The 26,500-nt window shown below is 70.2% G+C and carries 16 protein-coding genes and 1 pseudogene; 13 read left to right on the forward strand and 4 right to left on the reverse strand.

Annotated features, from left to right (window positions below):
• Nucleotides 1–52 precede the first annotated feature (52 nt).
• Both JMO03_RS20680 and bfr read left to right on the forward strand, forming a co-directional pair.
• A complete protein-coding gene (locus JMO03_RS20680; RefSeq protein ID WP_202845650.1) occupies nt 53–1,876 on the forward strand; it encodes a Na/Pi cotransporter family protein in 1,824 nt (607 codons plus the stop codon).
• 116 nt (nt 1,877–1,992) lie between these two features.
• Nucleotides 1,993–2,478 carry a bacterioferritin gene (gene bfr / locus JMO03_RS20685; RefSeq protein ID WP_202845651.1) on the forward strand — a complete coding sequence of 162 codons (486 nt, stop codon included), beginning with the start codon at nt 1,993–1,995 and terminating at the stop codon, nt 2,476–2,478.
• 87 nt (nt 2,479–2,565) lie between these two features.
• On the opposite strand, the gene JMO03_RS20690 is transcribed toward bfr, so the two are convergent.
• Both JMO03_RS20690 and parC read right to left on the reverse strand, forming a co-directional pair.
• Nucleotides 2,566–3,225 (reverse strand): thiopurine S-methyltransferase, encoded by a 660-nt coding sequence (locus JMO03_RS20690; protein ID WP_202845652.1) that lies wholly within the window; start codon nt 3,223–3,225, stop codon nt 2,566–2,568.
• Between the two features lie 154 nt (nt 3,226–3,379).
• Entirely contained in the window at nt 3,380–5,623 is a 2,244-nt protein-coding gene (parC, locus tag JMO03_RS20695; RefSeq protein WP_202845653.1) for a DNA topoisomerase IV subunit A, read from the reverse strand.
• A 219-nt stretch (nt 5,624–5,842) separates the two neighbouring features.
• Here parC and cho point away from each other — a divergent pair.
• From cho to xylA, 3 genes and pseudogenes are all read left to right on the forward strand, one after another.
• Nucleotides 5,843–6,594: pseudogene (gene cho / locus JMO03_RS21570) on the forward strand (excinuclease Cho).
• A 334-nt stretch (nt 6,595–6,928) separates the two neighbouring features.
• The gene (gene xylB / locus JMO03_RS20705; RefSeq protein ID WP_202845654.1) at nt 6,929–8,425 is read left to right on the forward strand and encodes a xylulokinase; all 1,497 of its coding nucleotides are present in this window, start codon (nt 6,929–6,931) and stop codon (nt 8,423–8,425) included.
• 37 nt (nt 8,426–8,462) lie between these two features.
• Nucleotides 8,463–9,794: a xylose isomerase gene (gene xylA / locus JMO03_RS20710; protein WP_202845655.1), complete on the forward strand. Its 1,332-nt coding sequence runs from the start codon at nt 8,463–8,465 to the stop codon at nt 9,792–9,794.
• A gap of 95 nt (nt 9,795–9,889) precedes the next feature.
• Here xylA and JMO03_RS20715 read toward each other — a convergent pair whose 3' ends face one another.
• A complete protein-coding gene (locus tag JMO03_RS20715) occupies nt 9,890–10,945 on the reverse strand; it encodes a LacI family DNA-binding transcriptional regulator (RefSeq protein WP_238346366.1) in 1,056 nt (351 codons plus the stop codon).
• 114 nt (nt 10,946–11,059) lie between these two features.
• Between JMO03_RS20715 and JMO03_RS20720 the strand changes: the two genes are divergently transcribed.
• The 6 genes from JMO03_RS20720 (at nt 11,060) to JMO03_RS20745 (ending at nt 22,639) form a co-directional block, all read left to right on the forward strand.
• Nucleotides 11,060–13,279, forward strand: coding sequence for an alpha-glucuronidase family glycosyl hydrolase (locus tag JMO03_RS20720; RefSeq protein WP_202845656.1), 2,220 nt, complete (start codon nt 11,060–11,062; stop codon nt 13,277–13,279).
• Entirely contained in the window at nt 13,276–15,279 is a 2,004-nt protein-coding gene (locus tag JMO03_RS20725; RefSeq protein WP_202845704.1) for a sialate O-acetylesterase, read from the forward strand. Before JMO03_RS20720 ends, JMO03_RS20725 begins: the two co-directional genes overlap by 4 nt.
• Before the next feature lie 19 nt (nt 15,280–15,298).
• Nucleotides 15,299–16,555: a D-mannonate dehydratase ManD gene (gene manD, locus JMO03_RS20730; RefSeq protein WP_202845657.1), complete on the forward strand. Its 1,257-nt coding sequence runs from the start codon at nt 15,299–15,301 to the stop codon at nt 16,553–16,555.
• 62 nt (nt 16,556–16,617) lie between these two features.
• Nucleotides 16,618–18,339, forward strand: coding sequence for a glycoside hydrolase family 43 protein (locus JMO03_RS20735; protein WP_202845702.1), 1,722 nt, complete (start codon nt 16,618–16,620; stop codon nt 18,337–18,339).
• A gap of 23 nt (nt 18,340–18,362) precedes the next feature.
• A complete protein-coding gene (locus tag JMO03_RS20740; RefSeq protein ID WP_202845658.1) occupies nt 18,363–21,122 on the forward strand; it encodes a glycoside hydrolase family 3 protein in 2,760 nt (919 codons plus the stop codon).
• Entirely contained in the window at nt 21,119–22,639 is a 1,521-nt protein-coding gene (locus tag JMO03_RS20745) for a mannitol dehydrogenase family protein (RefSeq protein WP_238346368.1), read from the forward strand. The genes JMO03_RS20740 and JMO03_RS20745 overlap by 4 nt, the downstream gene beginning before the upstream one ends.
• On the opposite strand, the gene JMO03_RS20750 is transcribed toward JMO03_RS20745, so the two are convergent.
• Entirely contained in the window at nt 22,630–23,730 is a 1,101-nt protein-coding gene (locus JMO03_RS20750; RefSeq protein ID WP_202845659.1) for an SMP-30/gluconolactonase/LRE family protein, read from the reverse strand. The genes JMO03_RS20745 and JMO03_RS20750 overlap by 10 nt on opposite strands.
• A gap of 302 nt (nt 23,731–24,032) precedes the next feature.
• Here JMO03_RS20750 and JMO03_RS20755 point away from each other — a divergent pair, with 302 nt between their 5' ends.
• Together JMO03_RS20755 and JMO03_RS20760 are read left to right on the forward strand one after the other, a co-directional pair.
• Nucleotides 24,033–24,851 (forward strand): fumarylacetoacetate hydrolase family protein, encoded by an 819-nt coding sequence (locus tag JMO03_RS20755; RefSeq protein WP_202845660.1) that lies wholly within the window; start codon nt 24,033–24,035, stop codon nt 24,849–24,851.
• Nucleotides 24,848–26,446 (forward strand): aldehyde dehydrogenase (NADP(+)), encoded by a 1,599-nt coding sequence (locus JMO03_RS20760; protein WP_202845661.1) that lies wholly within the window; start codon nt 24,848–24,850, stop codon nt 26,444–26,446. The genes JMO03_RS20755 and JMO03_RS20760 overlap by 4 nt, the downstream gene beginning before the upstream one ends.
• The last annotated feature ends 54 nt before the right edge of the window (nt 26,447–26,500 follow it).

Below are 26,500 nucleotides of genomic sequence, written 5' to 3' on the forward strand. Positions count from 1 at the left end.
CGCCGCATTTTCAGGCTGGTGTCTAATGCAGCGCTGGCGAGGCGGGAGCTGCATGCGTTTGAACATCCGTGTTGTCGTGCTGGTCGCTGCGGCGGCGGTCCTGGGCTGGACGTTCTGGCGGAATGCAGGATGGCTGCAGCTCAGTGCCGGCCTGGCGATCTTCCTGTTCGGCATGCAATGCCTGGAAGAGGGCCTGCGTCAGCTGGCGGGCGGCAAGCTCGAGCAGTTGCTGGCGAGGAGCACCGGAACGCCGGCGCGCGGGCTGTTGTTCGGCATGGGCGGGACCTTCGTGCTGCAGTCGAGCACGCTGGTCTCGCTGCTGACCATCGCCTTCATCAGCTCCGGCCTGATCCAGCTCACCGGCGGCATCGCGATCATTCTCGGCGCGAACCTGGGCTCGACCAGCGGCATCTGGCTGCTGGCGCTCGCCGGCCAGGACATCAGCCTGTCGCCGCTGGCGCTGCCGCTGCTGGTGTTCGGTGTGCTGGCCGGGTTCACCGGAACCCGGGGCAAGGCCGCCGGACGCGTGGTGCTGGGGGTGGCCTTCGTGTTCCTGGGCATCGACCAGATCAAGGACGGGTTCGAGGCCGTCGGCGGCGGAATCGACCTGACCGCCGTCGGAAGCGATGGCGTCGCCGGCACGTTGCTGTTCGTTCTGGTCGGTCTGGTCGCGACCGTCGTGCTGCAGTCGAGCCACGCCACGCTGATGCTCACGCTCGCGGCGCTCGCCAGCGGCCAGCTCGGACTCGAGCAGGGGTTGGCCATCGCCATCGGCTCCAACGTCGGCAGCAGCGTGAGCACCGCGATCGTCGGCGCGCTGGGCGGCAACCGCAGCGGCCAGCGCCTGGCGCTCGCACACGTCCTGTTCAATGCGACCACCGCACTCACGGCGCTGCTCCTGCTGCTGCCGTTGACCTGGCTGGTGCGGCTGTTCTCCGGTGCGATCGGGTTCGGCGACAACGCGCTGCTGCAACTGGCCCTGTTCCACACGCTGTTCAACGCCATCGGGGTCGCCCTGTTCTGGTCATGGCAGGATCGGCTGGCCAGGCGCCTCGCGCGCTGGTTGCCCGATCGCCTGCAGGACGGCGGCGTGGCCGTGCCCGACGTCGCGGCCACGCCGGCCCCGGGGGACGGTCGCGCCCTGCACCTGAGCGCGCAGGCGCTGGAGTCGGCCGACGCGGCGGCGGCCGCGGTCTCGCGGGAACTGCGTCATCTGGGCAGGCTCGGCCTGGAGGTGATCTGCGAGGCGCTGTACCTGCCGCGCGGCCAGCTGGTCGCGAAGGTGCCCGATGAAGAGCTGGTTCGTGCCCGCCCCGCAGCGCACCACGTCGAAGCCGACACGCTCTACCGCTCGCGGATCAAGGGCGTCTACGGCGACCTGCTGGACTTCATGGGGCGATTCGACATGCCTCTGGACGAGGACCATCAGCGTTTCTGGACGCAGAGCCAGATGGCGGCCCTGCAGATGGTGAAGGCGGTGAAGGATGCCGGCGACCTCCAGCTCAACCTGCGGCGCAGGCTCGACGCGGAAGACTCGCCGCTGCGCGAGGCCTATGTCGAGCTGCGCCGCCACCTGCTGTCGCAGTTGCGCGCGTTCCACCGGCTCGGCGTGGCGGAGGTCGAGGGCGAGACGCTGCATGCGGCGCTGGCCGTGTTGGCGAGCGAGGCCGATGGGTTCGGCGAGGCGATGCGCGGTCGTCTGTTCGCGATGGTGCGCGCACATCAGGTCGACGGGCTGCAGGCCGGCTCGCTGATGAACGACCTGGGCTACGCCGATCGCATCGTGCGCGGCGCACGCGCGGTGATGGCGGCCCGGGACGAACCGGCCTCGCTTCGCGAACTGCGCAGGCTGGCCGCCGAGGCGCCGGTGGGCTGAGCGCCCCGGCGTCGCACGGCCTGGGCCGCATGAGAATGGGAAATGCAGTTGTTCTCATCCGACCCGGATGCGTCGCGGATCGGTATGCTCACCGACTCCCCGCAAGGAACGCCGCGATGAAAGGCCACCCCGAAGTCGTCGACTACCTCAAGTTCCTGCTGCGCGGCGAACTGGCCGCGCGCGACCAGTATTTCCTGCATTCCCGGCGCTACGAGGACCTGGGTCTGCATGCCCTGCATGCGCGCATCCACCACGAGATGGAAGAGGAGACGCAACACGCCGATGCGCTGCTGCGGCGGATCCTGTTCCTCGAGGGCGAGCCGGACATGCGCCCGGACGCGTTCGAACCGGGCAGCACGGTCGAGGAAATGCTGCGCAAGGACCTCGACCTCGAATACAAGGTGCGCGAGAACCTCGCCAACGGCATCGCGCTGTGCGAGCGCCACGGCGACTACGTCAGCCGCCAGATCTTGGTGGCGCAGTTGGCCGATACCGAGGAAGACCACACCTACTGGCTGGAGAAGCAGCTGCGCCTGATCACGATGGTGGGGCTGGAAAACTACCAGCAGTCGCGCATGGGCGAGGACGCCTCGCAGGACTGACGGCGACCGCCGGGGCGGCGCCGGGACCCGACCCAGTCCCCCGATGGACAGGCAATGCGGGTGTGTCAACCCGGTGGCCTGCGACGTCTACTCCGCGCGCTCGAGGCGATAGACGGCGGTCGACAGGGACGAGACGCCTTCGGCCTGGAACGACGGTTCGTAGTCGAGGAGGTCGCGGCGCTCGAGCAGTTCGACCTGCCATCGCTGGCCCAGGCGCGCATGCACTTCGGCCTCACCGACCGCGAACGGCGGTCCGGACTTTTCCGCCTGCGGATATTCCAGCGTGACCAGCAACCCCCTGCAGTGCGCCGGCAGGCGAGCCCACGTGGTGCTGGCGTAGGTGGCGCGCAGGTCGGGCGGCAGGGCGATCAGCGCGGCGCGATCGTAGACCCCCGCGCAGTCGGCGAGCAGTTCCTCCGGAATCGCGAACGCGTCGCCGACGACGAGCTCCCAGGGCCCGGCGACGTGATGGGTGCCGGCCGGGCTGGCATGGGTGCGCGGCGAGAGGCCGCGCTCGTCGAAGAACTGCGTGATCGCCAGTTCGGACAGTTCGATGCCGAGCACGCGATGCCCCTGATCGGCGAGCCAGACCATGTCCAGGGACTTGCCGCACAAGGGCACGAACACGCGGCTGCCTTCGCGAAGGCCGAGCGACTGCCAGTGTTGCGTCAACAGCGGCAACGGCGCATCGCGATGGAACCCGATCTTGTTCGTCTGCCAGCGATCGTGCCAGAAGTCCGCGTCCATCAGCTGTCACTCCTCATGAAGCGTCGCCCTTGTGCCGCGCCGCCACGGCGCTCGAGCTGCGCTCGTGGCCATCATTCGGCCGCGCCGCCCGTGCAGTGGCCAGCGATGTGGTCGGCAGCGCCGCCGCGCGCCGGACATCGAGCGGCCGCAGTGGCTACTCGACATGCAGTGCGTCCACTTTCTGCCACCCCCGCGGCAACAATCCCCCCCGGCTCGCACGCGCCCCGACGTAATCGCCCAGGTCCTTGAACGACAGGCTCATCGCGCGCGCGCCGGACTTCACCAGCAGTGTGCCCCCCGGCGGCACCACCGCCACCGCCACCACCCGTTCGGTGCCGCGCCTGGCCTTGGGTATCTCGATGATCTTGTTGCCCTTGCCGCGGTCGAGTTCCGGCAGTTCCGACACCGGGAACGCCAGCAGGTGGCCGGCGCTGGTGACCGCGACGATGCGGTCGGTCTCGACGCCGCCCACAGCCGCGGGCTGCAGCACCTTCGCGCCCTCGGACAGCGACAGCATCGCCTTGCCGGCCTTGTTGCGCCCGGTGAGGTTCTCGAAGCGGGTGACGAAGCCGTAGCCGTGCGAGGACGCGAGCACGTAGCGGTCGTCGTTGCTGCCGCTGGCCATGGCCGCGAACGAGGCTCCGGGGGCGGGCGAGAAACGGCCCGTCAGCGGCTCGCCATTGCCGCGCGCCGAGGGCAGCGAATGCGCGAGCGTGGAGTAGCTGCGGCCGTTGCTGTCCAGGAACGCGACCTGCTGCGTGGTGCGTCCCTTGACCGTGGCCAGCAGGCCGTCGCCCTCGCGGTAGGACAGCGAGGACGCATCGATGTCGTGGCCTTTCGCTGCGCGCACCCAGCCCTTGCCGCTGAGCACGATGGTGACCGGTTCGCTGGCGACCAGCTCGGTCTCGCCCAGCGCCTGCGCGGCCTCGCGCGCGACCAGCGGCGAGCGGCGCGGATCGCCGAACTTCCTGGCGTCCGCGAGCAGTTCGTCCCGGATCAGCTTCTTCAGCTTGGCCTTGCTGCCGAGGGTGGCGATCAGCCGGTCGCGCTCCGCGTCCAGCTCGTCCTGCTCGCCGCGGATCTTCATTTCCTCCAGGCGCGCGAGCTGCTTGAGCCGGGTGTCGAGGATGTAGTCGGCCTGTTCCTCCGACAGTGCGAACCGCGCGATCAGCGCCGCCCTGGGTTCGTCCTCGGTGCGGATGATGCGGATCACCTCGTCGAGGTTGAGGAACGCGACCAGCAGGCCTTCGAGCAGGTGCAGGCGGCGCTCGACGCGTTCGAGCCGGTGCTTGAGCCGTCGGGTGACGGTGTCGGCGCGGAACGCCAGCCACTCGCCCAGCAGCATCCTCAGGTTCTTCACCTGCGGGCGGCCGTCGAGCCCGATCACGTTGAGGTTGACCCGGTAGCTGCGCTCCAGGTCGGTGGTCACGAACAGATGGCCCATCAGCTGTTCGACGTCGACGCGGCTCGATCGCGGGATCAGCGCGATCCGAACCGGGTTGGCGTGGTCGGATTCGTCGCGGATGTCCTCCAGCCACGGCAGCTTCTTGGCGCGCATCTGCGCGGCGATCTGCTCGATGACCTTCGACGGCGAGACCTGGTAGGGCAGGGCGGTGACGATGATGTTCGTGCCCTCCTTCAGGAACGTGGCGCGGGCGCGCACGCTGCCGGCGCCGGTCTCGTAGATCGCGCGCAGGTCGGCGGCGGGGGTGATGATCTCGGCCGTGGTCGGGTAGTCGGGGCCGCGCACGTGCTCGCACAGGTCGGCGACGCTGGCGTCGGGATCGTCGAGCAGGCGCACGCAGGCGCTCACCACCTCGCCCAGGTTGTGCGGCGGCACGTCGGTGGCCATGCCGACCGCGATGCCGGTGGTGCCGTTGAGCAGCAGGTGCGGCAGCCGTGCCGGCAGCCAGCTGGGCTCGTCCAGGGTGCCGTCGAAATTGGCCGTCCAGTCGACCGTGCCCTGGCCGAGCTCGCCGAGCAGCACTTCCGCGATCGGCGTCAGCCGGGATTCGGTGTAGCGCATCGCTGCGAACGATTTCGGATCGTCGGTCGAGCCGAAGTTGCCCTGACCGTCGATCAGCGGGTAGCGGTACGAGAACGGCTGCGCCATCAGCACCATCGCCTCGTAGCAGGCGCTGTCGCCGTGCGGATGGAACTTGCCGATGACGTCGCCGACGGTGCGCGCGGACTTCTTCGGCTTGGCGGCCGCGTTCAGTCCCAGCTCGCTCATCGCGTAGATGATCCGGCGCTGCACCGGCTTGAGGCCGTCGCCGAGGAAGGGCAGCGCGCGGTCGAGCACCACGTACATCGAGTAGTCGAGGTAGGCGCGCTCGGCGTATTCGCGCAGCGGGATCTGCTCGAAGCCGTGGAAGACGGGACGGACGGTTTCGGTCATCGGGTGCGCTGCGGGGAACGGGAGGGGAATTCTACGTCGCGGCAGTCTCCGGCTTGCGGTCTCGTCGGCTGAGACGGACGGCACCGAGGATCGATCGCTCCAGTCCCTGGCACGCGCTCCATGTACGTTCCGCTGCCCGCGCGCCGCACCGAGGCGCCGCACTACGCCTATCCCGGCCACCTGCGGCCGCAGATCGCGGCGCTGCCGCGTGCGCCCGGCGTGTACGTCTTCCACGGCGCGGACGAAGGCGTGCCGTTGTATATCGGCAAGAGCGTGAACATCCGCCAGCGGGTGCTGGACCATCTGCGCACGCCGGAGGAGGCGCGGCTGCTGCGCCAGACCCGGCGGATCGATGCCGTCCGCACGGCCGGCGACCTGGCGCGCAGTTGCTCGAGGCGCAGCAGATCAAGCTGCGCCAGCCTGTCCACAACAAGCGGCTGCGGCGCAGGCGCCCACTGTGCTCGCTCCGCCTGCTGCGGGGACGGGTGAAGGTGATGCATTCGCACGAGATGCCGTTCGCTTCGGCCGAAGGGCTCCACGGCCTGTTCTCCAGCCGCGCGGCGGCCCTGCAGGCGCTGCGCACGATCGCCGACGACAACCGGCTGTGCTACGGGCTGGTCGGACTCGAGCGGCTGGCGGCCGGACGCCCCTGCTTCCGGGCAGCGCTCGACCGCTGCGCAGGCGCCTGTTGCGGACGCGAGGCGCTCGCCGAGCACGCATTGCGGCTGGAAGCGGCCCTGCAGGCGCTGCGGGTGGCGCCATGGCCCTACGCCGGGGCGATCGGGCTGGTCGAGGCAGGCGCCGACATGACCCAGATCCACGTGGTCCGCGACTGGCACTACCTCGGCAGCGCCACGGGACGCGCGGCGGCCCGCCGGCTGGCGGTGCCCGTGGAAGGATTCGACCACGATGGCTACCGGATCCTGATGGAACCGGTCGCGTCGGGGCGACACCGTATCATTCTGTTCTGAGACGCAGACGCAGACGCAGGGCCGGTGCGCCGGTACCGCTGCACGCCGTGGCAAACACCCGGGCGGGCTGGAAAAGGGACCCCTGCGTCGTGCGGCGGCTGGTGGGTTGGGGGTGGCCGCGCGCCCAGAACAGAAAGAAAGTGTTAACGCTAACCCGTTTCACCGGGGAGGCAGCGGGTTGTTGCGCACCGCAGCAAGGCTTTTTTTGGTCACCTGTGTAGAGTTCGCGCTACGCACCACGCCGAATCAGGCGCGCCGGGCGGGTCTCGACGCCCCGCGCTCGCGCAGAAGACAGCAGGTTTTGTGGTAGCGCTAACTTTTTGGGGATTTCCGGATGGGCCTGTTCGTTGGACTGGATGTGGGCACCCAGAGCGTCAAGCTGGTGGCCTACGATCCCGAGTCGCGCCAGATCATGGCGTCGGCGGGGCAGCCGCTCGATCTCGCCGCGGGCGACGACGGGAGCCGCGAGCAGCGGGCCGACTGGTGGGTCGATGCGGTCCGCGCCTGCTTCGACCGGATCGATCCGGCGCTGCGCGCGCGGGTGGTCGCGATCGGCGTGTCCGGCCAGCAACATGGCTTCGTGCCGCTGGACCGCAGCGGCAGCGTGCTGGCGCCGGCCAAGCTGTGGTGCGACACCAGCACCAGCGTCGAATGCGACGAGATCATGGACGCGGCCGGCGGCGCGCAACGTTGCATCGAACTCGCGGGCAACCCGATCCTGGCCGGCTATACCGCCTCCAAGCTGCCGTGGACGCGCAAGCACCGCTCGCAGGCCTATGCGCGCCTGGCCACGATCCTGCTGCCGCACGACTACATCAACTACTGGCTGACCGGCGAGCTGTGGATGGAGCACGGCGACGCGTCCGGCACCGGCTGGCTCGACGTGCGTCGGCGTGCCTGGTCCCCCGAGCTGCTGACTGCGACCGATCCCGACCGCGACCTCGGCGCCTGCCTGCCGCCGCTGGTGGACGCCGGCACCCTGGTGTCGATCAAGCCTGCGCTGGCCGACGAACTCGGCCTGCCGCACGGCGTGCAGGTGGCGGCAGGCGGCGGCGACAACATGATGGCCGCGATCGGCACCGGCAACGTGGTGCCGGGCGTGCTGAGCATGAGTCTGGGCACCTCGGGCACGCTGTTCACCTATGCCGACCGCCCGGTGGTCGATGACACCGGGCGTTGGGCCGCGTTCTGCGATTCCACCGGCGGCTGGCTGCCGCTGATCTGCACCATGAACTGCACCGTCGCCACCGAGGCGGTCGGCAGGCTGTGCGGGTTCTCGACGAAGGAGGGCGACGCGCTGCTGGCCGGTACCCGCCCCGGCGCGGAAGGCCTGCTGATGCTGCCGTTCCTCAACGGCGAGCGCACTCCGGACCTGCCCCACGGCCGCGGCAACCTGTTCGGCATGACCGGCACCAATCTCACCCCGGCCAACCTCTATCGCGCGGCGATGGAGGGGGCGATGTACAGCCTGAAGAACGGCTACGACGCGCTCGTCGACGGCGGCCTACGGTTCGAGGCGATCCGCCTGACCGGCGGCGGCAGCCAGAGCGCGGTGTGGCGGCAGATGGCCGCCGACATGTTCGGCCTGTCGGTCGACGTGCCGGAGCAGGCCGAGGGCGCGGCGTTCGGCGCCGCGCTGCAGGCGCTGTGGGCCGTGCAGCGTGCCGAGGGCGGCTGCGATGGCGATCTCAATGCGCTGGCCGCCGCCCACGTGCGGCTGGACCCGCGGCTGGCGGCGCATCCGCATGCAGAGGCCACCGGCGCCTACGATGCGCAGTACCAGCGATTCCTTTCCCACCTCGACGCGATCCGGCCGCTCTACGCGGATTGAACGCGCCTTTCCTCCACGACTCCACGGACACACCGCAATGAGCAAGGCATTCATCGGCGCGAAGGAATACTTCCCCGGCATCGGCGCCATTCCCTTCGAAGGCCCAGGTTCGGACAATCCCCTGGCGTACAAGGTCTACGACGCCGGCAAGAAGATCGGCGGCAAGACCATGCGCGAGCACCTGCGCTTCGCGGTCTGCTACTGGCACACCTTCACCAATGCGGGCGCCGACCCGTTCGGCCCGGGCACGCGCCGCTTCCCCTGGGACGGCGGCGACGCGCTCGCTGCCGCCGAGGCCAAGGTGGATGCGGCGTTCGAGTTCATCACCAAGCTCGACGTGCCCTACTACTGCTTCCACGACGTCGACCTGTCTCCGGACGCCGAGGACATCGGCCAGTACGAGAAGAACCTCAAGCACATGGTCGCGCTCGCCAAGGAGCGCCAGCAGGCCACCGGCGTCAAGCTGCTGTGGGGCACGGCGAACCTGTTCTCGCATCCGCGCTACATGAATGGCGCGTCGACCAACCCGGATTTCAACGTCGTCGCGCGCGCCGCGGTGCAGGTCAAGGCGGTGCTCGACGCGGTGGTGGAGCTGGGCGGCGAGCACTACGTATTCTGGGGCGGCCGCGAAGGCTACGCCTCGCTGCACAACACCGACATGAAGCGCGAACTGGCGCACTTCGCCCGCTTCCTCGGCGCCTCGCGCGACTACGCGCGCAGCATCGGCTTCCAAGGCAAGTTCTTCATCGAGCCCAAGCCGATGGAGCCGATGAAGCACCAGTACGACTTCGATTCGGCCACGGTCGCCGGCTTCCTCAAGGAGCACGGCCTGGACAAGGACTTCATGCTCAACATCGAGGCCAACCACGCCACGCTGTCGGGCCACACCTTCGAGCACGACCTGCAGGTGGCGGCCGACCATGGCCTGCTCGGCAGCATCGACGCCAACCGCGGCAACGCGCAGAACGGCTGGGACACCGACCAGTTCCCGACCGACCTGTACGACACCGTCGGCGCGATGATGGTGGTGCTGCGCCAGGGCGGCCTCGTCGGCGGCCTGAACTTCGACGCCAAGCCGCGCCGCGAGTCCACCGACATGGAGGACCTGTTCATCGCCCATATCGGCGGCATGGACGCGTTCGCGCGTGGTCTGGAAGTGGCGCACGCGCTGCTCGAGGATTCTCCGTGGGAGCAGTGGCGCAAGCAGCGCTACGCCAGCTTCGACGCCGGCGACGGCAAGGCGTTCGCCGATGGCAGGCTCGGCCTGGCCGATCTTGCGGCGCTGGCCGCGAAGGCCGGCGAACCGCAGCAGATCAGCGGCAAGCAGGAGCGCTACGAGAACCTGCTCAACCAGTACCTGCTGCGCTGAGCGGCGGTGGCGTGCCGGTCGCCGTGGAGGGATTCCCGCGCCTTCGGCCCGACACGCCGCGCCGGGCTCTCCCGGGCGCCCCGCGCGCCGGGAGGTCAGCGGGCCGGAGGCGCTACGGAATCGCGCTTGACCAGCTGATGGGGAATCACGTGGTCGACCAGCATGCGGGTACTGCGATCCTTGCGGCGGATGCTGCGCAACAGGATGTCGATCGCCGAGTCGGCCATCGCCGCGATCGGCTGGCGGATGGTGGTCAGTTCCGGCCACACGGTGGTGGCGGCCGAGGTGTCGTCGAAGCCGACCACCGACAGATCCCGCGGCACTTCCAGGTGGCGGCGGTGGGCGACCGACACCACGGCCGCGGCCATGTCGTCGTTGCTGGCGAAGATCGCCGTCGGCGGGGCCGGGTGGGCGAGCAGCTTTTCGGCGGCCTCGAGCCCGGAGCGGTAGGTGAAGTAGCCCGATTCGACCAGGGTTTCGTCGAGCGGAAGGCCGGCTTCGGCCAGCGCCGCCTGGAATCCCTCGAAGCGGCGCACGCTCGCGGTCTGGTTCGGATGCCCCTTGATGTAGCCGATGCGCTGGTGTCCGGCGGCGACCAGGTGGGCGGTGATCTCCTTGCTGGCGCGGAAATCGTCGATGCGCACGCAGGAGATGTCGTGGTTGAAGCGGCCCGACGCGATCGCCACGACCGGCACCTCGGCATCGATGAATTCGGCGATCACGCCCTTCGACTCGCACAGCGGCGGCGGCAGGATCACGCCGGCCACGCGCTTGGCCAGCGTGCGCGCCGCCTGGCGCTGCGCGTTGGCGCCGAGCGTGTCCCAGGTGTCGATGACGAGCTGGGCCGCGGTACGGGTGGAGCCGCGCAACGCGCCGACCAGCAGTTCGCGCAGGTAGGCGCTGCTGGGATTGGTATAGATCAGTGCGACCCGGGTGTCCTGCGCGGTCGCCAGCGCGCTGGCCGCGAGGTTGGGGGTGTAGCCCAGCTCGCGCACCGCGCGCATCACCCGGTCGCGCGTGGTGTCGCGGACCTTGCCGTGGCCGTTGACCACGCGCGAGACCGTCATCGGCGACACCTTGGCCAGGGCCGCGACTTCGTCGAGCGTGACCGCCATTCCCTTGCGGCGCGCGGCTTTCCTCGGCTTCTGCAATCTCGCTTCCCCTTGCCGCGCCGCGGCCGTCGGTGGTTCGGGCCGGCATGCGGCACGGTGCGCTGCGCGGACCCGGGTCCACCGCTACACGACCAGACATGAGGGCTTTCTAGGATGTTACACACAACCGCCAACCGTCGACATCCGTCCGATCCCCCCGCTTGGCGCCGGCGCGCGGGCTGGGGGCGGGCTGCGCTCGCCTGCTGGCTGGTGCTGGCGGCTTGCCTGCAGACGGTCCACGCCGAGGACGGCTACGACCTCTGGCTGCGCTATGCCCCGGTGGAAGCGGAGGTCGCCGCCGACTATCGCGCGCGGTTGGCGCAGGTGGTGGCGCCGGCCACGAACCCGACCCAACGGTCCGCGCGCGACGAACTGGTGCGTGGCCTCGGCGACCTGCTGGGCAGCGCGCCGGCCCAGGCGGACGCCCCCGGTGGCGCGGGCGCGCTGCTTGTCGGCACGCCGGCGTCGCTGCCGGCCATCCGCCGGCTCCGGCTCGAACTCGATTCTCTGGGCGAGGAGGGTTACCTGATCCGCAGCGTGGACGTCGGCGGCAACGCCGCCACCGTGGTCGCGGCCAACAGCGACACCGGTGCGCTCTACGGCGCGTTCCACCTGCTGCGGCTGGTGCAGGCCCGGCAGCCGATCGACGCGCTCGACCTGCGCGAAGCGCCCAAGGTCAGGCTGCGCGTGCTCAACCACTGGGACGACCTCGACCGCTATGTCGAACGCGGCTATTCCGGCCAGTCGATCTGGGACTGGCACAGGCTGCCCGACTGGCTCGATCCGCGCTACACCGATTACGCCCGCGCCAACGCCTCGATCGGCATCAACGGCACGGTACTCAACAACGTCAACGCCAATGCGCAGATCCTGACCGCCCCCTACATCGAGAAGGTCGCCGCGCTCGCGGGCGTGATGCGTCCCTACGGGATCCGCGTGTACGTGAGCGCGCGCTTCAGCGCGCCGATGGAGATCGGCGGCCTGGACACCGCCGATCCGCTCGACCCGGCCGTGCGCCGCTGGTGGCAGGCCAAGGCCGACGAGATCTACGCCAGGGTGCCGGACTTCGGCGGTTTCCTGGTCAAGGCCAATTCCGAGGGCCAGCCCGGCCCGCAGGATTTCGGCCGCACCCATGCCGACGGCGCCAACATGCTGGCCGAGGTGCTGGCGCCGTACGGGGGCATCGTGATGTGGCGCGCGTTCGTGTACTCGGACGAGGAGCCCGACGACCGCCACAAGCAGGCCTATACCGAATTCGTGCCGCACGACGGCGAGTTCCGCGACAACGTGCTGGTGCAGGTCAAGAACGGCGCGATCGACTTCCAGCCGCGCGAACCGTTCCACCCGCTGTTCGGCGCGATGCCGAAGACGCCGCTGATGATGGAGTTCCAGATCACCAAGGAGTACCTGGGCTTCGCCACCCACCTGGTGTACCTGGGCCCGATGTACGAGGAGGTGCTGCGCGCCGACACGCACGCCAGGGGGGCGGGCTCGACGGTGGCGAAGGTGGTGGACGGTTCGCTCGAGGGCCATGCACTCAGCGGCATCGCCGGCGTCGCAAACATCGGCACGGACCGCAACTGGAGCGGCTCGCACTTCGACCAGGCCAACTGGTATGTCTTCGGCCGGATGGCGTGGGACCCGTACCTCGATGCACGTGCGATCGCGGACGAATGGGCGCGCATGACCTTCACCGCCGATCCGGCATTCGTCGAGCCCGTGGTGGAGATGATGATGACCTCGCACCAGGCGGCGGTGGATTACATGACACCGCTGGGCCTGCACCACCTGATGGGGCGCGGCCACCATTACGGCCCGGCGCCGTGGGTGGAGGGCGGTCCGCGTGCGGACTGGACCTCGGTGTACTTCCACCGCGCGACGAAGGAGGGGATCGGCTTCGACCGCACCACCTCGGGCAGCGACGCGGTCTCGCAGTACGCGCCGCCGGTGGCCGAGGTGTTCAACGATCCCGCGCGCGTGCCCGAGGACTTCCTGCTGTGGTTCCACCACCGCAAGTGGAACGATCGCACCGCGTCAGGACGCGCGGTGTGGGACGAACTGGTGCATCGCTACTCGCGCGGCGTCGGCCAGGTGGCGCGGATGCGCGACACCTGGAGTGGGCTCGACGAATACGTGGATCCCGAACGCCACCACCAGGTCGATCGCTTCCTGGCGATCCAGCAGAAAGAGGCAAAGTGGTGGCGCGACGCCAGCATCGCCTACTTCCAGACCTTCTCCGGCCTGCCGCTGCCCGAGGGCGAAGCCCCGCCGCCGCAATCGCTGGAGTACTACAAGTCGCTCGAATTCCCGAACGCGCCGGGGAACACGCAGTGAGTCGCAGCGCGTCCCGCGCCGGTGCGGCGCGCGTGCTGCTCGCGGGGATCGCGCTGTCGTGCGCGGCGCTCGCCGCGCCTGCCGCCGCCACGGACGCCGTCGGCGGCGAACCTCCGCCGCTGCTCCACCCGATGTTCGACGACCACGCCGTGCTCCAGCGCGACTCGCCCGTGCGCGTGTACGGCGTGGCGCCCGCGGGCGAGACGGTGCGGGTGGAATTCGCCGGGCGGCGCGCGCGCGCGCGCGCGGGTGGCGACGGCCGCTGGGAAGCCGAGCTGCCGGCCCTCGCGGCCGGTGGACCGCACACGCTGCTGGTGACGGCCGGCAACCGTACCCAGCGCGTGTCCGACGTGCTGGTCGGCGACGTGTGGCTGTGCTCGGGCCAGTCGAACATGGAGCTGCAGGTCTGGCGCGCACTCGACGCGCGCGCCGAGATCGCGGGCGCCGGCAACGATCGCATCCGCATGTTCACCGTGCCGCAGGTGTCGGACGTGGTGCCGAAGGCGCACTTTTCCGAAGCGGTGGAATGGCAGCCGGTGAACAGCGAGACGGTACGCGAGTTCTCCGCCGCCTGCTACTTCTTCGCGCGCGAGCTGCAGAAGCAGGTCGACGTGCCGATGGGCCTGATCGACGCGTCCTGGGGCGGGTCGCGGATCCAGGCCTGGACCAGCGGCGAGGCGCTGCGGACGCTCGGCGACTACGACGCGGAACTCGACGTGCTGGGTCGCTATGCCGACGACGCCGTTGCCGCGGTGGGCGACTGGGGCGCACTCTGGCAGGACTGGTGGTCGGCGCGCGAAGGCGTCGACGCCGACGACCGGCCCTGGGCCACCGGCGATGTCGCCGGGCCATGGCGCGACGCGCCTGCGCAACTGGGCGCCTGGGAGCGCTGGGGCGTACGGGAGCTGGCCGAGTTCAACGGCATGGTCTGGTACCGCACGACGGTCGAACTCGATGCCGCGCAGGCCGCGCAGGGCGCGACCCTGGTGCTGGGGCCGGCGGACGAGATCGACATGACGTGGGTCAACGGCCGCGGCGTGGGCAGCACCTACGGCGCCGGCTCGGGCCGCGAGTACGCGCTGCCCGCCGGCCTGCTGCGCGCGGGCGAGAACACGATCGTGGTCAACGTGCTCGACACCTACCGCGACGGCGGCCTGGCCGGCCCGGCGTCGGCGCACGCGCTGCGCCTGGCCGACGGCAGCCAGGTGCCGCTCGACGGCGGCTGGCGCTATCGGGTGGTGCCGCCGGAACTGGGCACGCCGCCGCGCGCGCCATGGCAGAGCGCAGCCGGCCTGTCGACGCTGTACAACGGCATGATCGCGCCGATCGGCCGCTACGGCCTGCGCGGCGCGCTGTGGTACCAGGGCGAGTCGAACACGTTCGAGCACGACCGCTACGCGGATCTGTTGCGCGCGCTGCGCAGCGACTGGCGCGACCGGTTCGGCGACGGCCTGCCGCTGCTGGTGGTGCAACTGGCGAACTACGGCGCAGCGCCCACCGCGCCCGCGGACAGCGACTGGGCGTCCCTGCGCGAAGCGCAGCGCGCGGTCGCGGCGGAGGATCCGCGCACCGGGCTCGCGGTCGCCATCGACATCGGCGACCGCTACGACATCCATCCCACCAACAAGCAGGAACTGGGGCGCCGGCTGGCGCGCGTCGCGCGGCACGTGGTCTACGGAGAGCCGCTGCCGCCGTCCGGACCGGTCGCCGCCGCGGCCTCGCGCAACGGCCACGCGGTGGTGGTGCGGTTCGACGACGTCAGCGACGGGGTGGTGGCCTACGGCGCCGACGGTCCGATCGGCTTCGAGCTGTGCGGCGCCGATGCCGGCAGTTGCCGCTATGCGCAGGCGGAACTGTCGAACGATCGCGTCGCGTTGCGTGCGCCCGGCGCAGGCGTTGCCACGCGCGTGCGCTACTGCTGGGCCGACAGCCCCGTCTGCACCCTGTTCGACGGCACCGGCCTGCCGGCCGGGCCGTTCGAACTTCCCGTGACTCCATGATCGAAGACGACCACGCCCGATGAGCACCACTGCTTCTACCGAAACCACGACCCACGGTTCGCGCAACGATCGCGAGATCGTCGACGCGAAAGTCATCGTCACCTGCCCGGGGCGCAACTTCGTCACCCTCAAGATCACCACCCGGTCGGGCGTGTACGGACTGGGCGATGCAACCCTCAACGGGCGCGAGCTGGCCGTGGCCTCGTATCTGCAGGAGCACGTGGTGCCGAACCTGATCGGCCGCGATGCGGGGCGGATCGAGGACACCTGGCAGTTCCTCTACCGCGGCGCGTACTGGCGGCGCGGACCGGTGACGATGAGCGCGATCGCGGCGGTCGACGTCGCACTGTGGGACATCCTCGGCAAGATGGCGGGGATGCCGGTGTACCAACTGCTCGGCGGCCGCTCGCGCGAGGGCGCGCTGGTGTACGGCCACGCCAACGGCCGCGACATCGCCGAGGCCTCGGACGCGGTCGGCAAGTTCATCGAGCAGGGATTCCTGGCGGTGCGCGCACAGTGCGGGGTGCCGGGCATCAAGAAGGCCTACGGCATTTCCAACGCCAAGGGCTACGAGCCGGCCGAAAGCGAGCTGCCGCTGGAGACGACCTGGAATACGCCGCGCTACCTGGATGTGGTGCCGAAGCTGTTCGAACAGCTGCGCGCCGACCACGGCCCGGACGTGGAACTGCTGCACGACGTGCACCACCGCCTCACCCCGATCGAGGCTGCGCGCCTGGCGAAGTCGATCGAGCCCTACCGGCTGTTCTGGCTGGAAGACGCGACCCCGGCCGAGAACCAGAAATCGTTCGAACTGATCCGCCACCACTCGGTCACCGCGCTGGCCGTGGGTGAGGTGTTCAACTCGATCTGGGACTGCAAGCACCTGATCGAGAATCAGCTGATCGACTACATCCGCACCACCATCGTCCACGGCGGCGGCATCACCCACCTGCGCCGGCTGGCCGATTTCGCCGCGCTGCACCAGGTGCGCACCGGCTTCCACGGCGCCACCGACCTGTCGCCGGTGACGATGGGCGCTGCGCTGCACTTCGACACCTGGGTGCCGAACTTCGGCATCCAGGAATACATGTTCCACACCGACGAGACCGATGAGGTGTTCCCGCACGACTACGTGCTGCGCGACGGGCGCCTGCATGTGGGCGACACGCCGGGCATCGGTGTGGACATCGACGAGGCGCTGGCGGCGAAGTATCCGTACGCGCCGAAACAACTGCCGATAGCGCGCCTGGAAGACGGCGCGATGTGGGACTGGTGAGACAACCGAGGGGAATGCAGATGATCGACCGCACCACGCGCCACCGCCGCCGCACGACCTCCATGCGCCTGATCGCCGCCGGCGTGGCCACGCTGCTGCTGGCCGCGTGCCAGCGCGAATCCGCCGCACCCGATGCGTCGTCCGCCGCAGCCGCCGACGCCGCCCCGGCCGCCACGACGGTGTACTTCGACTGGTTCGAGTACACCGGGCGCGACGCCGCCTTCGAGACGCCGGTGCCGGAGGGCAGCTTCCGCAACCCGGTGCTGGCCGGCTTCCATTCGGACCCGAGCGTGACCGCCGCCAACGGCAGGTTCTACCTCGTGGCTTCGACCTTCGCCTTCTTCCCCGGCATCCCGGTGTTCGAAAGCGAGGATCTGGTGCATTGGACCCAGGTGGGCAACGCCATCCACCGCCCCGGGCAACTGGACTTCGACGGGCTGGGCATGTCGCGTGGCGTGTTCGCACCGGCGATCGAGTTCCACGACGGCACCTTCTACGTCGTTAACACCTCGGTCGACGCCGGCGGGAATTTCATCGTCACCGCGACCGATCCTGCCGGTCCCTGGTCCGATCCGGTGTGGCTGCCGGGCATCGGCGGCATCGATCCCTCGCTGTTCTTCGACGACGACGGCAAGGTCTACATCCTCAACAACGACGAACCCGAGGTGCCGGTGCGCTACGACGGGCATCGCGCGATCTGGCTGCAGGAAATCGACATCGCGACGAAGAAGCCCTTCGGCCCGCGCAAGGTGCTGATCGACGGCGGCGTCAAGCCCGAGGACAACCCGATCTGGATCGAAGGCCCGCACATCTACAAGGTCGACGGCTGGTACTACCTCAACAACGCCGAGGGCGGCACCGGGCCGCAGCATTCGCAGGTGATCCTGCGCAGCCGCGAAGTGTGGGGGCCGTACACGCCCTACGAACACAACCCGATCCTCACCCAGCGCGACCTCGACCCCAATCGCCCGCTGCCGGTGACCAACGCCGGCCACGCCGACCTGGTGCAGGGCCCCGATGGCAGCTGGTGGGCGACCTTCCTGGCCAGCCGCAACTACGGCGTCGACCACTACAACACCGGGCGCGAAGCGTTTCTGCTGCCGGTCACCTGGAAGGACGGCTGGCCGGTGATCCTGCCGCGGGGCGAGGAGATCCCGTACGTGCTCCCCGGCCCGTCTTTCATGAAGAAGCCCGCCGACCAGGCGCCGATGACCGGCAACTTCACCTGGCGCGACGAGTTCGACACGGTGGAGCTGGGCAAGGGCTGGATGACGCCGCGCGTGCCAAAGACGCAGTGGTACGACGGTACATCGCGTCCGGGCTGGCTGGCGATCCACCCGCTGCGCGAACGGCTGGACACGAAGGTCAATCCATCCTTCTACGCGCGCCGCCAGCAGCACCAGGTGTTCGAGGCGAGCACCGCGATGGAAGTGCCGGGCGCGGGCATCGCCGCGGGCCTGGCCGCGTTCCAGGGCGACACGCACTGGTATTTTCTCGGCGTGCGGCGCGGCGAAGGCGACGCGATCGAGGTGTTCCTGGAGAAGAAGGCAGGCGAGGGCGAGGTCGAGGTGGTCGCCAGCACATCGGCCGCCGCGGCCGAAGCCACGCCGCTGGTGTTGCACGTCGAGGGCAATGAAGGCCGTTACGGCTTCGGGTTCGACGCCGGCGACGGCGTGGAGTGGCTGACGCAGGATGCCGACGGCACGATCCTGAGTACCGATGTGGCCGGCGGATTCGTCGGCGCCACCATCGGACCGTACGCGCGCGACGAACGCGCGCTCTGACACGCAACGGGAGGAACGGGAACATGCACGCATTCGATCGACAGGCCGCGGCCGTGGCCGCGCCGCATCCGCGCAGGCGCACGCGTTCGCGCACCCTCGTGCATGCCTGCTCGCTGGTGCTGCTGGCGGCGCTGTCCGCCGGTGCGTTCGCAGCCGACGGCGACCGCCCCTGGCTCGACACCTCGCAGCCGTTCGAGGCCCGTGCCGCGGCGCTGGTCTCGCAGATGACGCTGGACGAAAAGGCCGCGCAGATGCAGAACGACTCGCCGGCGATCGAGCGGCTCGGACTGCCGGCGTACGACTGGTGGAACGAGGCCCTGCACGGCGTCGCGCGCGCGGGCGGGGCGACCGTCTTCCCGCAGGCGATCGGCATGGCGGCGACCTTCGACGTGCCGCTGATGGACCGGATCTCGAAGACCATCAGCGACGAGGCCCGCGCCAAGCACCACGAGTTCCTGCGCAACGGCCAGCACGGGCGCTACCAGGGACTCACCTTCTGGTCGCCGAACATCAACATCTTCCGCGACCCGCGCTGGGGCCGCGGCCAGGAAACCTACGGCGAGGATCCGTTCCTCACCTCGCGCATGGGCGTGTCGTTCGTGCGCGGCCTGCAGGGCGTCGCCCCGGATGGCAGTCCGCTGCCCGAATCGCAGGGCGGCAAGTACCGCAAGCTCGATGCCACCGCCAAGCACTTCGCCGTGCACAGCGGGCCCGAGGCCGACCGCCACACCTTCGACGTGCATCCCTCGCGCCGCGACCTGTGGGAAACCTACCTGCCCGCGTTCGAGGCGCTGGTGACCGAGGGCCAGGTGCAGGCGGTGATGGGCGCGTACAACCGCGTCTACGGCGAGTCGGCCAGCGGCAGCCCGTTCCTCACCCAGGACATCCTGCGTGGCCGGTGGGGATTCAAGGGCTACGTGTTGTCCGACTGCTGGGCGATCGTGGACATCTGGAAGAACCACAAGATCGTCGCCACGCCGGAGGAAGCCGCCGCACTCGCGGTGAAGAACGGCACCGAACTCAACTGCGGCGAAACCTATGCGAAGCACCTGCCGGTCGCGGTGCGCAAGGGGCTGATCAGCGAGGCCGAACTCGACGACGCGCTCACGCGGCTGATGACCACGCGCATGGCGCTGGGCATGTTCGATCCGCCGGCGCAGGTGCCATGGGCGCAGACGCCTTACTCGGTCAACCAGGCGCCGGCGCACGATGCGCTGGCGCGCGAGGTGGCGCAGGAATCGATCGTGCTGCTGAAGAACGACGGCGTGCTGCCGCTGTCGAAGGACATCAAACGCCTGGCGGTGGTCGGCCCGACGGCCGACGACACCATGGCACTGCTGGGCAACTACTACGGCACTCCGGCCGACCCGGTGACGATCCTGCGCGGCATCCGCGAAGCCTTACCCGATACCGAGGTGATCTACGCCCGCGGCGCCGACCTGGTGGAAGGACGCGAGGACCCGGCCGCTACGCCGCTGATCGAGCCGCAGTACCTGCGGCCCGAGGCCGGCGCGACCGAGCGCGGCCTGCGCGGCGAGTACTTCACCAGCAAGGATCTCTCCGGAGAACCGGTGCTGGTGCGCGTGGACACGCAGATCGGCTTCCGCTGGGACCGTGGCTCGCCGACCGACAACCTGATGGCGCGCGGCGAGGCGGGCCCGGACAACGCGATGCCGAACGAGAACTTCAGCATCCGCTGGAGCGGGCAGTTGCTGCCGCCGGTGAGCGGTCGCTACCGGATCGAGGCCGGCGCCAATGACGGCTTCCGCCTGTACATCGACGGCAGGCGCGTGCTCGACCACTGGGAGGACGCCGAACGCCTGCGCGCGGACAGCGTCGAACTCGACCTCGAGGGCGGCCGCGCCTATGACATCCGGCTGGAGTACTACGAGGCCGAGCGCGACGCCAGCGTGCGCCTGGCCTGGGATCTTCCCGGCGGCAAGCCGACCTTCGACGAAGCGCTCGAGGCCGCGCGCGGCGCCGATGCGGTGGTGTTCGTCGGTGGCCTGACCGGCGACGTGGAAGGCGAGGAGATGAAGGTCGATTTCCCGGGCTTCGCCGGCGGCGACCGTACCGACATCCGGCTGCCCGCCACGCAGCAGAAGCTGCTCGAGGCGCTGCATGCCACCGGCAAGCCGGTTGTGATGGTGATGACCACCGGCTCGGCGGTCGGCATCGACTGGGCCAAGGCCAACCTGCCCGCGATCCTGGTCGCCTGGTATCCGGGCCAGCGCGGCGGAAACGCGGTGGCCGACGTGCTGTTCGGCGAAGTCAGTCCCGCCGGCCGCCTGCCGGTCACGTTCTACAGCGTCGACGAGCGGCTGCCCGCGTTCGACGACTACGACATGGCCGGCCGCACCTACCGCTACTTCCGCGGCGAGCCGCTGTATCCGTTCGGTCATGGCCTGTCGTACACGACGTTCGACTACACCGGCCTGCGGCTCGATCGCGATCGCGCCGGCGTGGACGACGCGATCACCGCGACCGTCACGGTGCGCAACAGCGGCCAGCGCGCCAGCGACGAGGTGGTGCAGCTGTACCTGCGGCCGCTGTCGCCGGTGCGCGAGCGCGCGGTGCGCGAGTTGCGCGGGTTCCAGCGCGTGCACCTGGCGCCGGGCGAGTCGCGCGAGCTCAGCTTCACGTTCACGCCCGCGCGCGACCTGCGGCACTACGACGAGGACGCCGGCGCATACGCGGTAGACCCTGGGCGCTATGCCGCCGAGGTGGGCGCTTCGAGCGGGGACCTGCGCATCGGCAGCCAGTTCGAGGTGGAGGTGCGTTGAGCAACGGCCTGGACAAGCGGCGCGAGACGCGCGCAGCCACCGGGCTGCCGCGCCTGGCCGACGCCACGCTGGCCGCGTTGCCGGCGCAGGTGCAGCGCCCGGCCTACGATCGCGCCGCGACCACCATCGGCATCGTGCACTTCGGACCGGGCGCATTCCATCGCGCCCACCAGGCGGCGTACCTCGACGATCTGCTAGCCGACGAACCGGGCTGGGCGATCTGCGCGGTCTCGCTGCACAGCGCCGGGGTGCGCGATGCGTTGCAGCCGCAGGACGGGCTGTACACGCTGGCGTTGCTGGACGGGCCGCCACGCCTGCGCGTGGTCGGCGCGATCCGCGAGCTGCGGTACGCGCCGCAGCAGCGCGACGCGGTGATGGCGCGGCTGGCGGATCCGGCGGTGCGCCTGGTGACGCTCACGATCACCGAGAAGGGCTACTGCCTGTCGCCCGACGGGGTCGACGCCGCGCATCCTGACATCGCGCACGACCTCGCCACTCCCGACGCCCCGACGAGCGCGATCGGCTGGCTGGTCGCCGGCCTGCGCCAGCGCCGCGCCGCGGGGGTAGCGCCGTACACGATGCTCAGCTGCGACAACCTCGCCGACAACGGGCTGCGCCTGCGCCGTGCAGTGCTCGACTTCGCCCGCCGGCTCGATCCCGCGCTGGCCGACTGGATCGGCGCCGGGGCCTCTTTCCCGCGCTCGATGGTCGACAGCATCACGCCCGCCAGCGACGACGCGCTGCGCGCGCGCGTGGCCGACGCGCTGGGCGTCGACGACGCCTGGCCAGTGCAACGCGAGCCGTACGCGCAGTGGGTGGTGGAGGACGACTTCCGCGCCGGGCGCCCCGCGTTCGAGCGCGCCGGCGTGGTGATGAGCGACGACATCGCCGGCTTCGACCGCGCCAAGCTGCGCCTGCTCAACGCGCCGCACTCCGCGCTGGCCTACCTCGGCAGCCTGATGGGACTGGGCACCGTGGCCGAGGCGATGGGCGACGCGTCGCTGGCCGGCTTCGTCGAGCGGCTGATGCGCGAGGACATCGCGCCGACGCTGGCGCTGCCGGAAGGCTTCGAGCCGGACGCGTACATCACCGCGATCCTCGAACGTTTCCGCAATCCCGCAATCGCACACCGGCTGTCGCAGATCGCCTGGGACGGCTCGCAGAAGCTGCCGGTGCGCCTGCTCGGCACGATCGCCGATGCCCTCGCGGCCGACCGAAGCATCGAGCGCCTGTCCCTGGCAGTGGCCGGTTGGCTGCGATTCGTGGTGCGCCAGACGCGCGCGGGCGAGGCGATCGTCGATCCGATGGCGGACGCGCTGACATCCACCGGCCGCGACGCGACCGGCGATGCCCAACGCGACATCACCGCCTTCCTCGCGCTGGACGCGGTGTTCGCGCCCCTGTCATCGGATCCGCGCTTCGTCGCCGCGATGGAACGTGCCTACGCCGCGCTCGGAGAGGGCGACCGCGCGGCGGTGGCGTCAGCGCTCACCGCCGCATCGGGGGCTCAGTCTTGAAACCCCAGGCCGGTCACCTTCAGCGGCACGCGCGCGAGGAACTTGTGCGAGGTCATGTACAGGGTGCGGCCGTCGTCGCCGAAGGCGCAGTTGGCGATCGCGCTGCCGGTCTCGATCCGGCCCAGGCGCTTGCCGTCGGCGTCCATCACCAGCACGCCGCCGGGACCGGTGGCGAAGACCAGGCCGTCGGTCGACACCGCGAGGCCATCGGGCAGACCGTGCACGCCGTCGCCCATCAGGTCGGTGGCGTCGGCGAACACGCGGCTGCCGGTGACGTTGCCGGTGGCGTCGAGCGTGTAGGCCATCCAGATCGGGCGCTGGTCGTCGGAGTTGGCGACGTACAGGGTGTTGCCGTCGGGCGAGAACGCCAGGCCGTTGGGCCGGGTCAGCGAGTCGTCCACGAGGTGCACGGCGCCGTCGGCGTCGACTCTGTAGATGCCGTTGACCGGCTGTTCCTTGAGCGGCGAATCGTCGCCGTCCTTGAACCCGTACGGGGGATCGGTGAAGAACACGCTGCCGTCGCCGCGCGCGACCACGTCGTTCGGGCTGCTGAAGCGCTTGCCGTCGAAGCGCTCGGCGAGTGTGGTGCGGCTCTTGTCGGCGGGATCCAGGCGCGCCACGAGCCGGTTGCCCGAGTCGGCCAGCAACACCGTGCCGGCGGATTCGGTGTACAGGCCATTGGCGCCGGCCTCGCGCACGGCCTCGATCGGCGGGCCTGCATAGCCAGACGGATCGAGGAAAACGCTCGGACCGTCCGCCTCGGACCAGCGGAACATGCGGTTTTCCGGCGGATCGTTGAACAGCAGGTAGCCGGCCTTCACCCAGGTGGGGCCTTCGGACCAGGTGAACTCGTCGCCGGTGAGCTTCTGGATGCGCGCGGCCGCGTCGACGACCTCGGCGAAGGCGGGATCGTACGTGGTCAGCTGGCCGACGGTCTCGAACTTGGTCATCGGCGTGGTCTCCGTGTCGGCGGTGTCGGTCGTTGCATCGGCCGCAGGCGCGGCGTCGGCGGCGGTGTCGTCGGCGGTGGGCGTGCAGGCGACGAAGGAGGCCACGAGCGCGGCACTGAGCAGGGTGGGAAGCAGTCGCATCGGCGGGTCCTGTATGGAAGTGGGGGCGTGCCGGCGCTGCGCGAGTCGCAGGCCACACGCCGGGCCGCGCGTCGTCGCGCGGCGCGAACCGCCGCATGCTGCGCCGCGACCCGCTGCGCGATCATAGCCGCAAGCCCGCTGCACGCGGTTGGCCGATGCGGTTGCAGGCGCAACTGCCGCGCTGCAGGACGGGCGCAGTCGCGCCTGTGCGTATCGCCTCACCCATTCCACGCGACGCCGGGCGCGTCGCATGTCTGCGCCGGCCCGGCGCATCGGCCAATCTTCTTTCCGGAACTCCCGACATGCACACGCTCCTGACCCGCCACGCCATCGCCGAAGGCCCGCGCTGGGCACTCGATGGCCGCTACCTGCCCGCCGATTTCAGCCTCTCGCAGTGGCTCGGCCTGCCCGCAGCGGACGCCCGCGACTCGCTCGCCCGCCTGCCACGCGAAGGCGAGGCCGATGCGCCGCTGCTGGCGCCAGTGGAGGACGCGCAGGAAGTGTGGGCCAGCGGCGTGACCTATCTCAGCAGCCGCATGGCGCGCGAGGCCGAGTCGCAGAGCCGCGACGTGTATCAGAAGGTCTACGATGCCGAGCGTCCGGAGCTGTTCTTCAAGGCCACCGGCTGGCGCGTCGCAGGCCACGGCGCGCCGATCCGCGTGCGCGCCGACAGCGAATGGGATGTGCCCGAACCCGAACTGGTGCTGGTGCTCACGTCGGCGGGCGAGATCGTCGGCTACAGCACCGGCAACGACGTGTCCTCGCGCAGCATCGAGGGCGAGAACCCGCTGTACCTGCCCCAGGCCAAGGTCTACGATGGCGGCTGCGCGATCGGCCCGGGCATTCGCCTGTGCGATGCGGCGCAGATGCGCGACCTCGCCGTGTCGCTTGAGATCCGGCGCGACGGCACGCCGGCCTTCGCCGGCACCACCCGTACCTCGCAGATCAAGCGCAGCCTGGAGGAACTCGCCGGCTGGCTCCTGCGCGAACTGCGCCAACCCCGTGGCGCCTTCCTCTTCACCGGCACCGGCATCGTGCCCGGCGAGGATTTCACCCTGCGTTCCGGCGATGTCGTGCGCATCGACATCGACGGACTGATCCTGGAGAACCCCGTCCAATGACCACCCCCACGCTGCAACCGATCCTGCTCGACGGCGCCTGGCGCCAGGCCGACGCCCCGACCGACCGCTTCCACGCCTTCAATCCTTCCACGCGCGCGACGATCGACGAACACGCGTACCCCGTGTCCGGCTGGGCCGATCTCGATGCGTTGCTCGACGCCGGCCACGCCGCGGCCACGGCGATGTCGCAGCTGCCCGGCGAGACGCTCGCCGGCTTCCTCGAAGGCTATGCCGATGCGATCGAGGCGCGCGCCGACGCGCTGGTGGAGGCCGCGCACCGCGAGACCGGGCTGCCGGCCGAACCGCGCCTGCGCAACGTCGAACTGCCGCGCACCACCGGCCAGTTGCGACAGGCCGCGCGCGCTGCGCGCGACGGCGGCTGGCGCCGCGCCACCATCGATACGGCCACGGGCATCCGCTCCATCCACGCGCCGCTCGGCGGGCCGGTGGTGGTGTTCGGGCCGAACAATTTCCCATATGCGTTCAACGGCATCGCCGGTGGAGACTTCGCCGCCGCGATCGCGGCCGGCAACCCGGTGATCGCCAAGGCCCATCCCGCGCATCCGCGCACCTCGGTGCTGCTGGCCGAGGCGGCGCTGGAAGCCGCGCAGGCCGCCGGCCTGCCGCCGGGCGCGGTGCAGATGTTCTTCCGCACCGGCGGCGAGCTGGGCCTGCGCCTGGTGTCCGATCCGCGCGTGGGCGCGGTGGCGTTCACCGGCGGTCGTCCCGGCGGGATGAAGCTCAAGGCCGCGGCCGACGCGGTGGGCAAGCCGATCTACCTGGAGATGTCGAGCGTCAACCCGGTGTTCGTGCTGCCCGGTGCGCTGCGCGAGCGTGGCGAAGCGCTGGCGGCCGAGCTGCACGGCTCCTGCGCGATGGGTGCGGGCCAGTTCTGCACCAAGCCGGGTGTGACCGTGCTGCAGGCCGGTGACGAGGCCGAGCGCTTCGTCGAACAGCTGCAACGCCTCACCGCCGAGGCGAAGCCGGGCGTGCTGCTCTCGCCGCATGCGCCGCGCGACATCGCCTCCACCGTGGCTGCGCTGCAGTCGGCCGGCGCCGAGCTGCTCGCCGGCGGTGCGATCGCCGAGGACGCGCAGGGCTTCGCGTTCCAGCCGACCGTGCTGCGGGTGTCGGGCGAACGCTTCCTCGCCGATCCCGAAGCGCTGCAATCCGAGGCCTTCGGCCACGTCAACCTGGTGGTGATGGCCGATTCGGCCGGGCAGGTGCTGGAAGTCGCGAAGGCGATGGAGGGCAACCTCACCGGAACGATCTACAGCGATACCGGCGGCAGCGACGACGCCGCCTACGACGCACTCGCGCCGATCCTGCGCACGCGCGTGGGTCGCTTGCTCAACGACAAGATGCCGACCGGCGTGGCGGTAAGCGCGGCGATGAACCACGGCGGCCCGTTCCCGGCCACCGGCCACCCGGGCTTCACCGCGGTGGGCGTTCCCGCCTCGCTGATCCGTTTCTCGGCGCTGCACAGCTACGACAACGTACGCCCGCATCGCCTGCCGCTCGCGCTGCAGGATCGCAACCCGACCGGCACGCTGATGCGGCTGGTCGACGGCGAGTGGACCACGCGTGACGTGTAGCGTCCCCGGCGCAGGCGGGATGCGTCGCGGACCGCGACCTGCGTCTCCCCCGCT

It is taken from the genome of Luteimonas saliphila, from assembly GCF_016774335.1.
In the GTDB taxonomy this organism is placed as follows: Bacteria; Pseudomonadota; Gammaproteobacteria; order Xanthomonadales; family Xanthomonadaceae; genus Luteimonas; species Luteimonas saliphila.

Coding starts and splice junctions, on each gene's coding strand:
- JMO03_RS20680 (WP_202845650.1), top strand. CDS start 53: ATGCGTTTGAACATCCGTGTTGTCGTGCTGGTCGCTGCGGCGGCGGTC.
- bfr (WP_202845651.1), top strand. CDS start 1,993: ATGAAAGGCCACCCCGAAGTCGTCGACTACCTCAAGTTCCTGCTGCGC.
- JMO03_RS20690 (WP_202845652.1), bottom strand. CDS start 3,225: ATGGACGCGGACTTCTGGCACGATCGCTGGCAGACGAACAAGATCGGG.
- parC (WP_202845653.1), bottom strand. CDS start 5,623: ATGACCGAAACCGTCCGTCCCGTCTTCCACGGCTTCGAGCAGATCCCG.
- xylB (WP_202845654.1), top strand. CDS start 6,929: ATGGGCCTGTTCGTTGGACTGGATGTGGGCACCCAGAGCGTCAAGCTG.
- xylA (WP_202845655.1), top strand. CDS start 8,463: ATGAGCAAGGCATTCATCGGCGCGAAGGAATACTTCCCCGGCATCGGC.
- JMO03_RS20720 (WP_202845656.1), top strand. CDS start 11,060: ATGTTACACACAACCGCCAACCGTCGACATCCGTCCGATCCCCCCGCT.
- manD (WP_202845657.1), top strand. CDS start 15,299: ATGAGCACCACTGCTTCTACCGAAACCACGACCCACGGTTCGCGCAAC.
- JMO03_RS20735 (WP_202845702.1), top strand. CDS start 16,618: ATGCGCCTGATCGCCGCCGGCGTGGCCACGCTGCTGCTGGCCGCGTGC.
- JMO03_RS20740 (WP_202845658.1), top strand. CDS start 18,363: ATGCACGCATTCGATCGACAGGCCGCGGCCGTGGCCGCGCCGCATCCG.
- JMO03_RS20750 (WP_202845659.1), bottom strand. CDS start 23,730: ATGCGACTGCTTCCCACCCTGCTCAGTGCCGCGCTCGTGGCCTCCTTC.
- JMO03_RS20755 (WP_202845660.1), top strand. CDS start 24,033: ATGCACACGCTCCTGACCCGCCACGCCATCGCCGAAGGCCCGCGCTGG.
- JMO03_RS20760 (WP_202845661.1), top strand. CDS start 24,848: ATGACCACCCCCACGCTGCAACCGATCCTGCTCGACGGCGCCTGGCGC.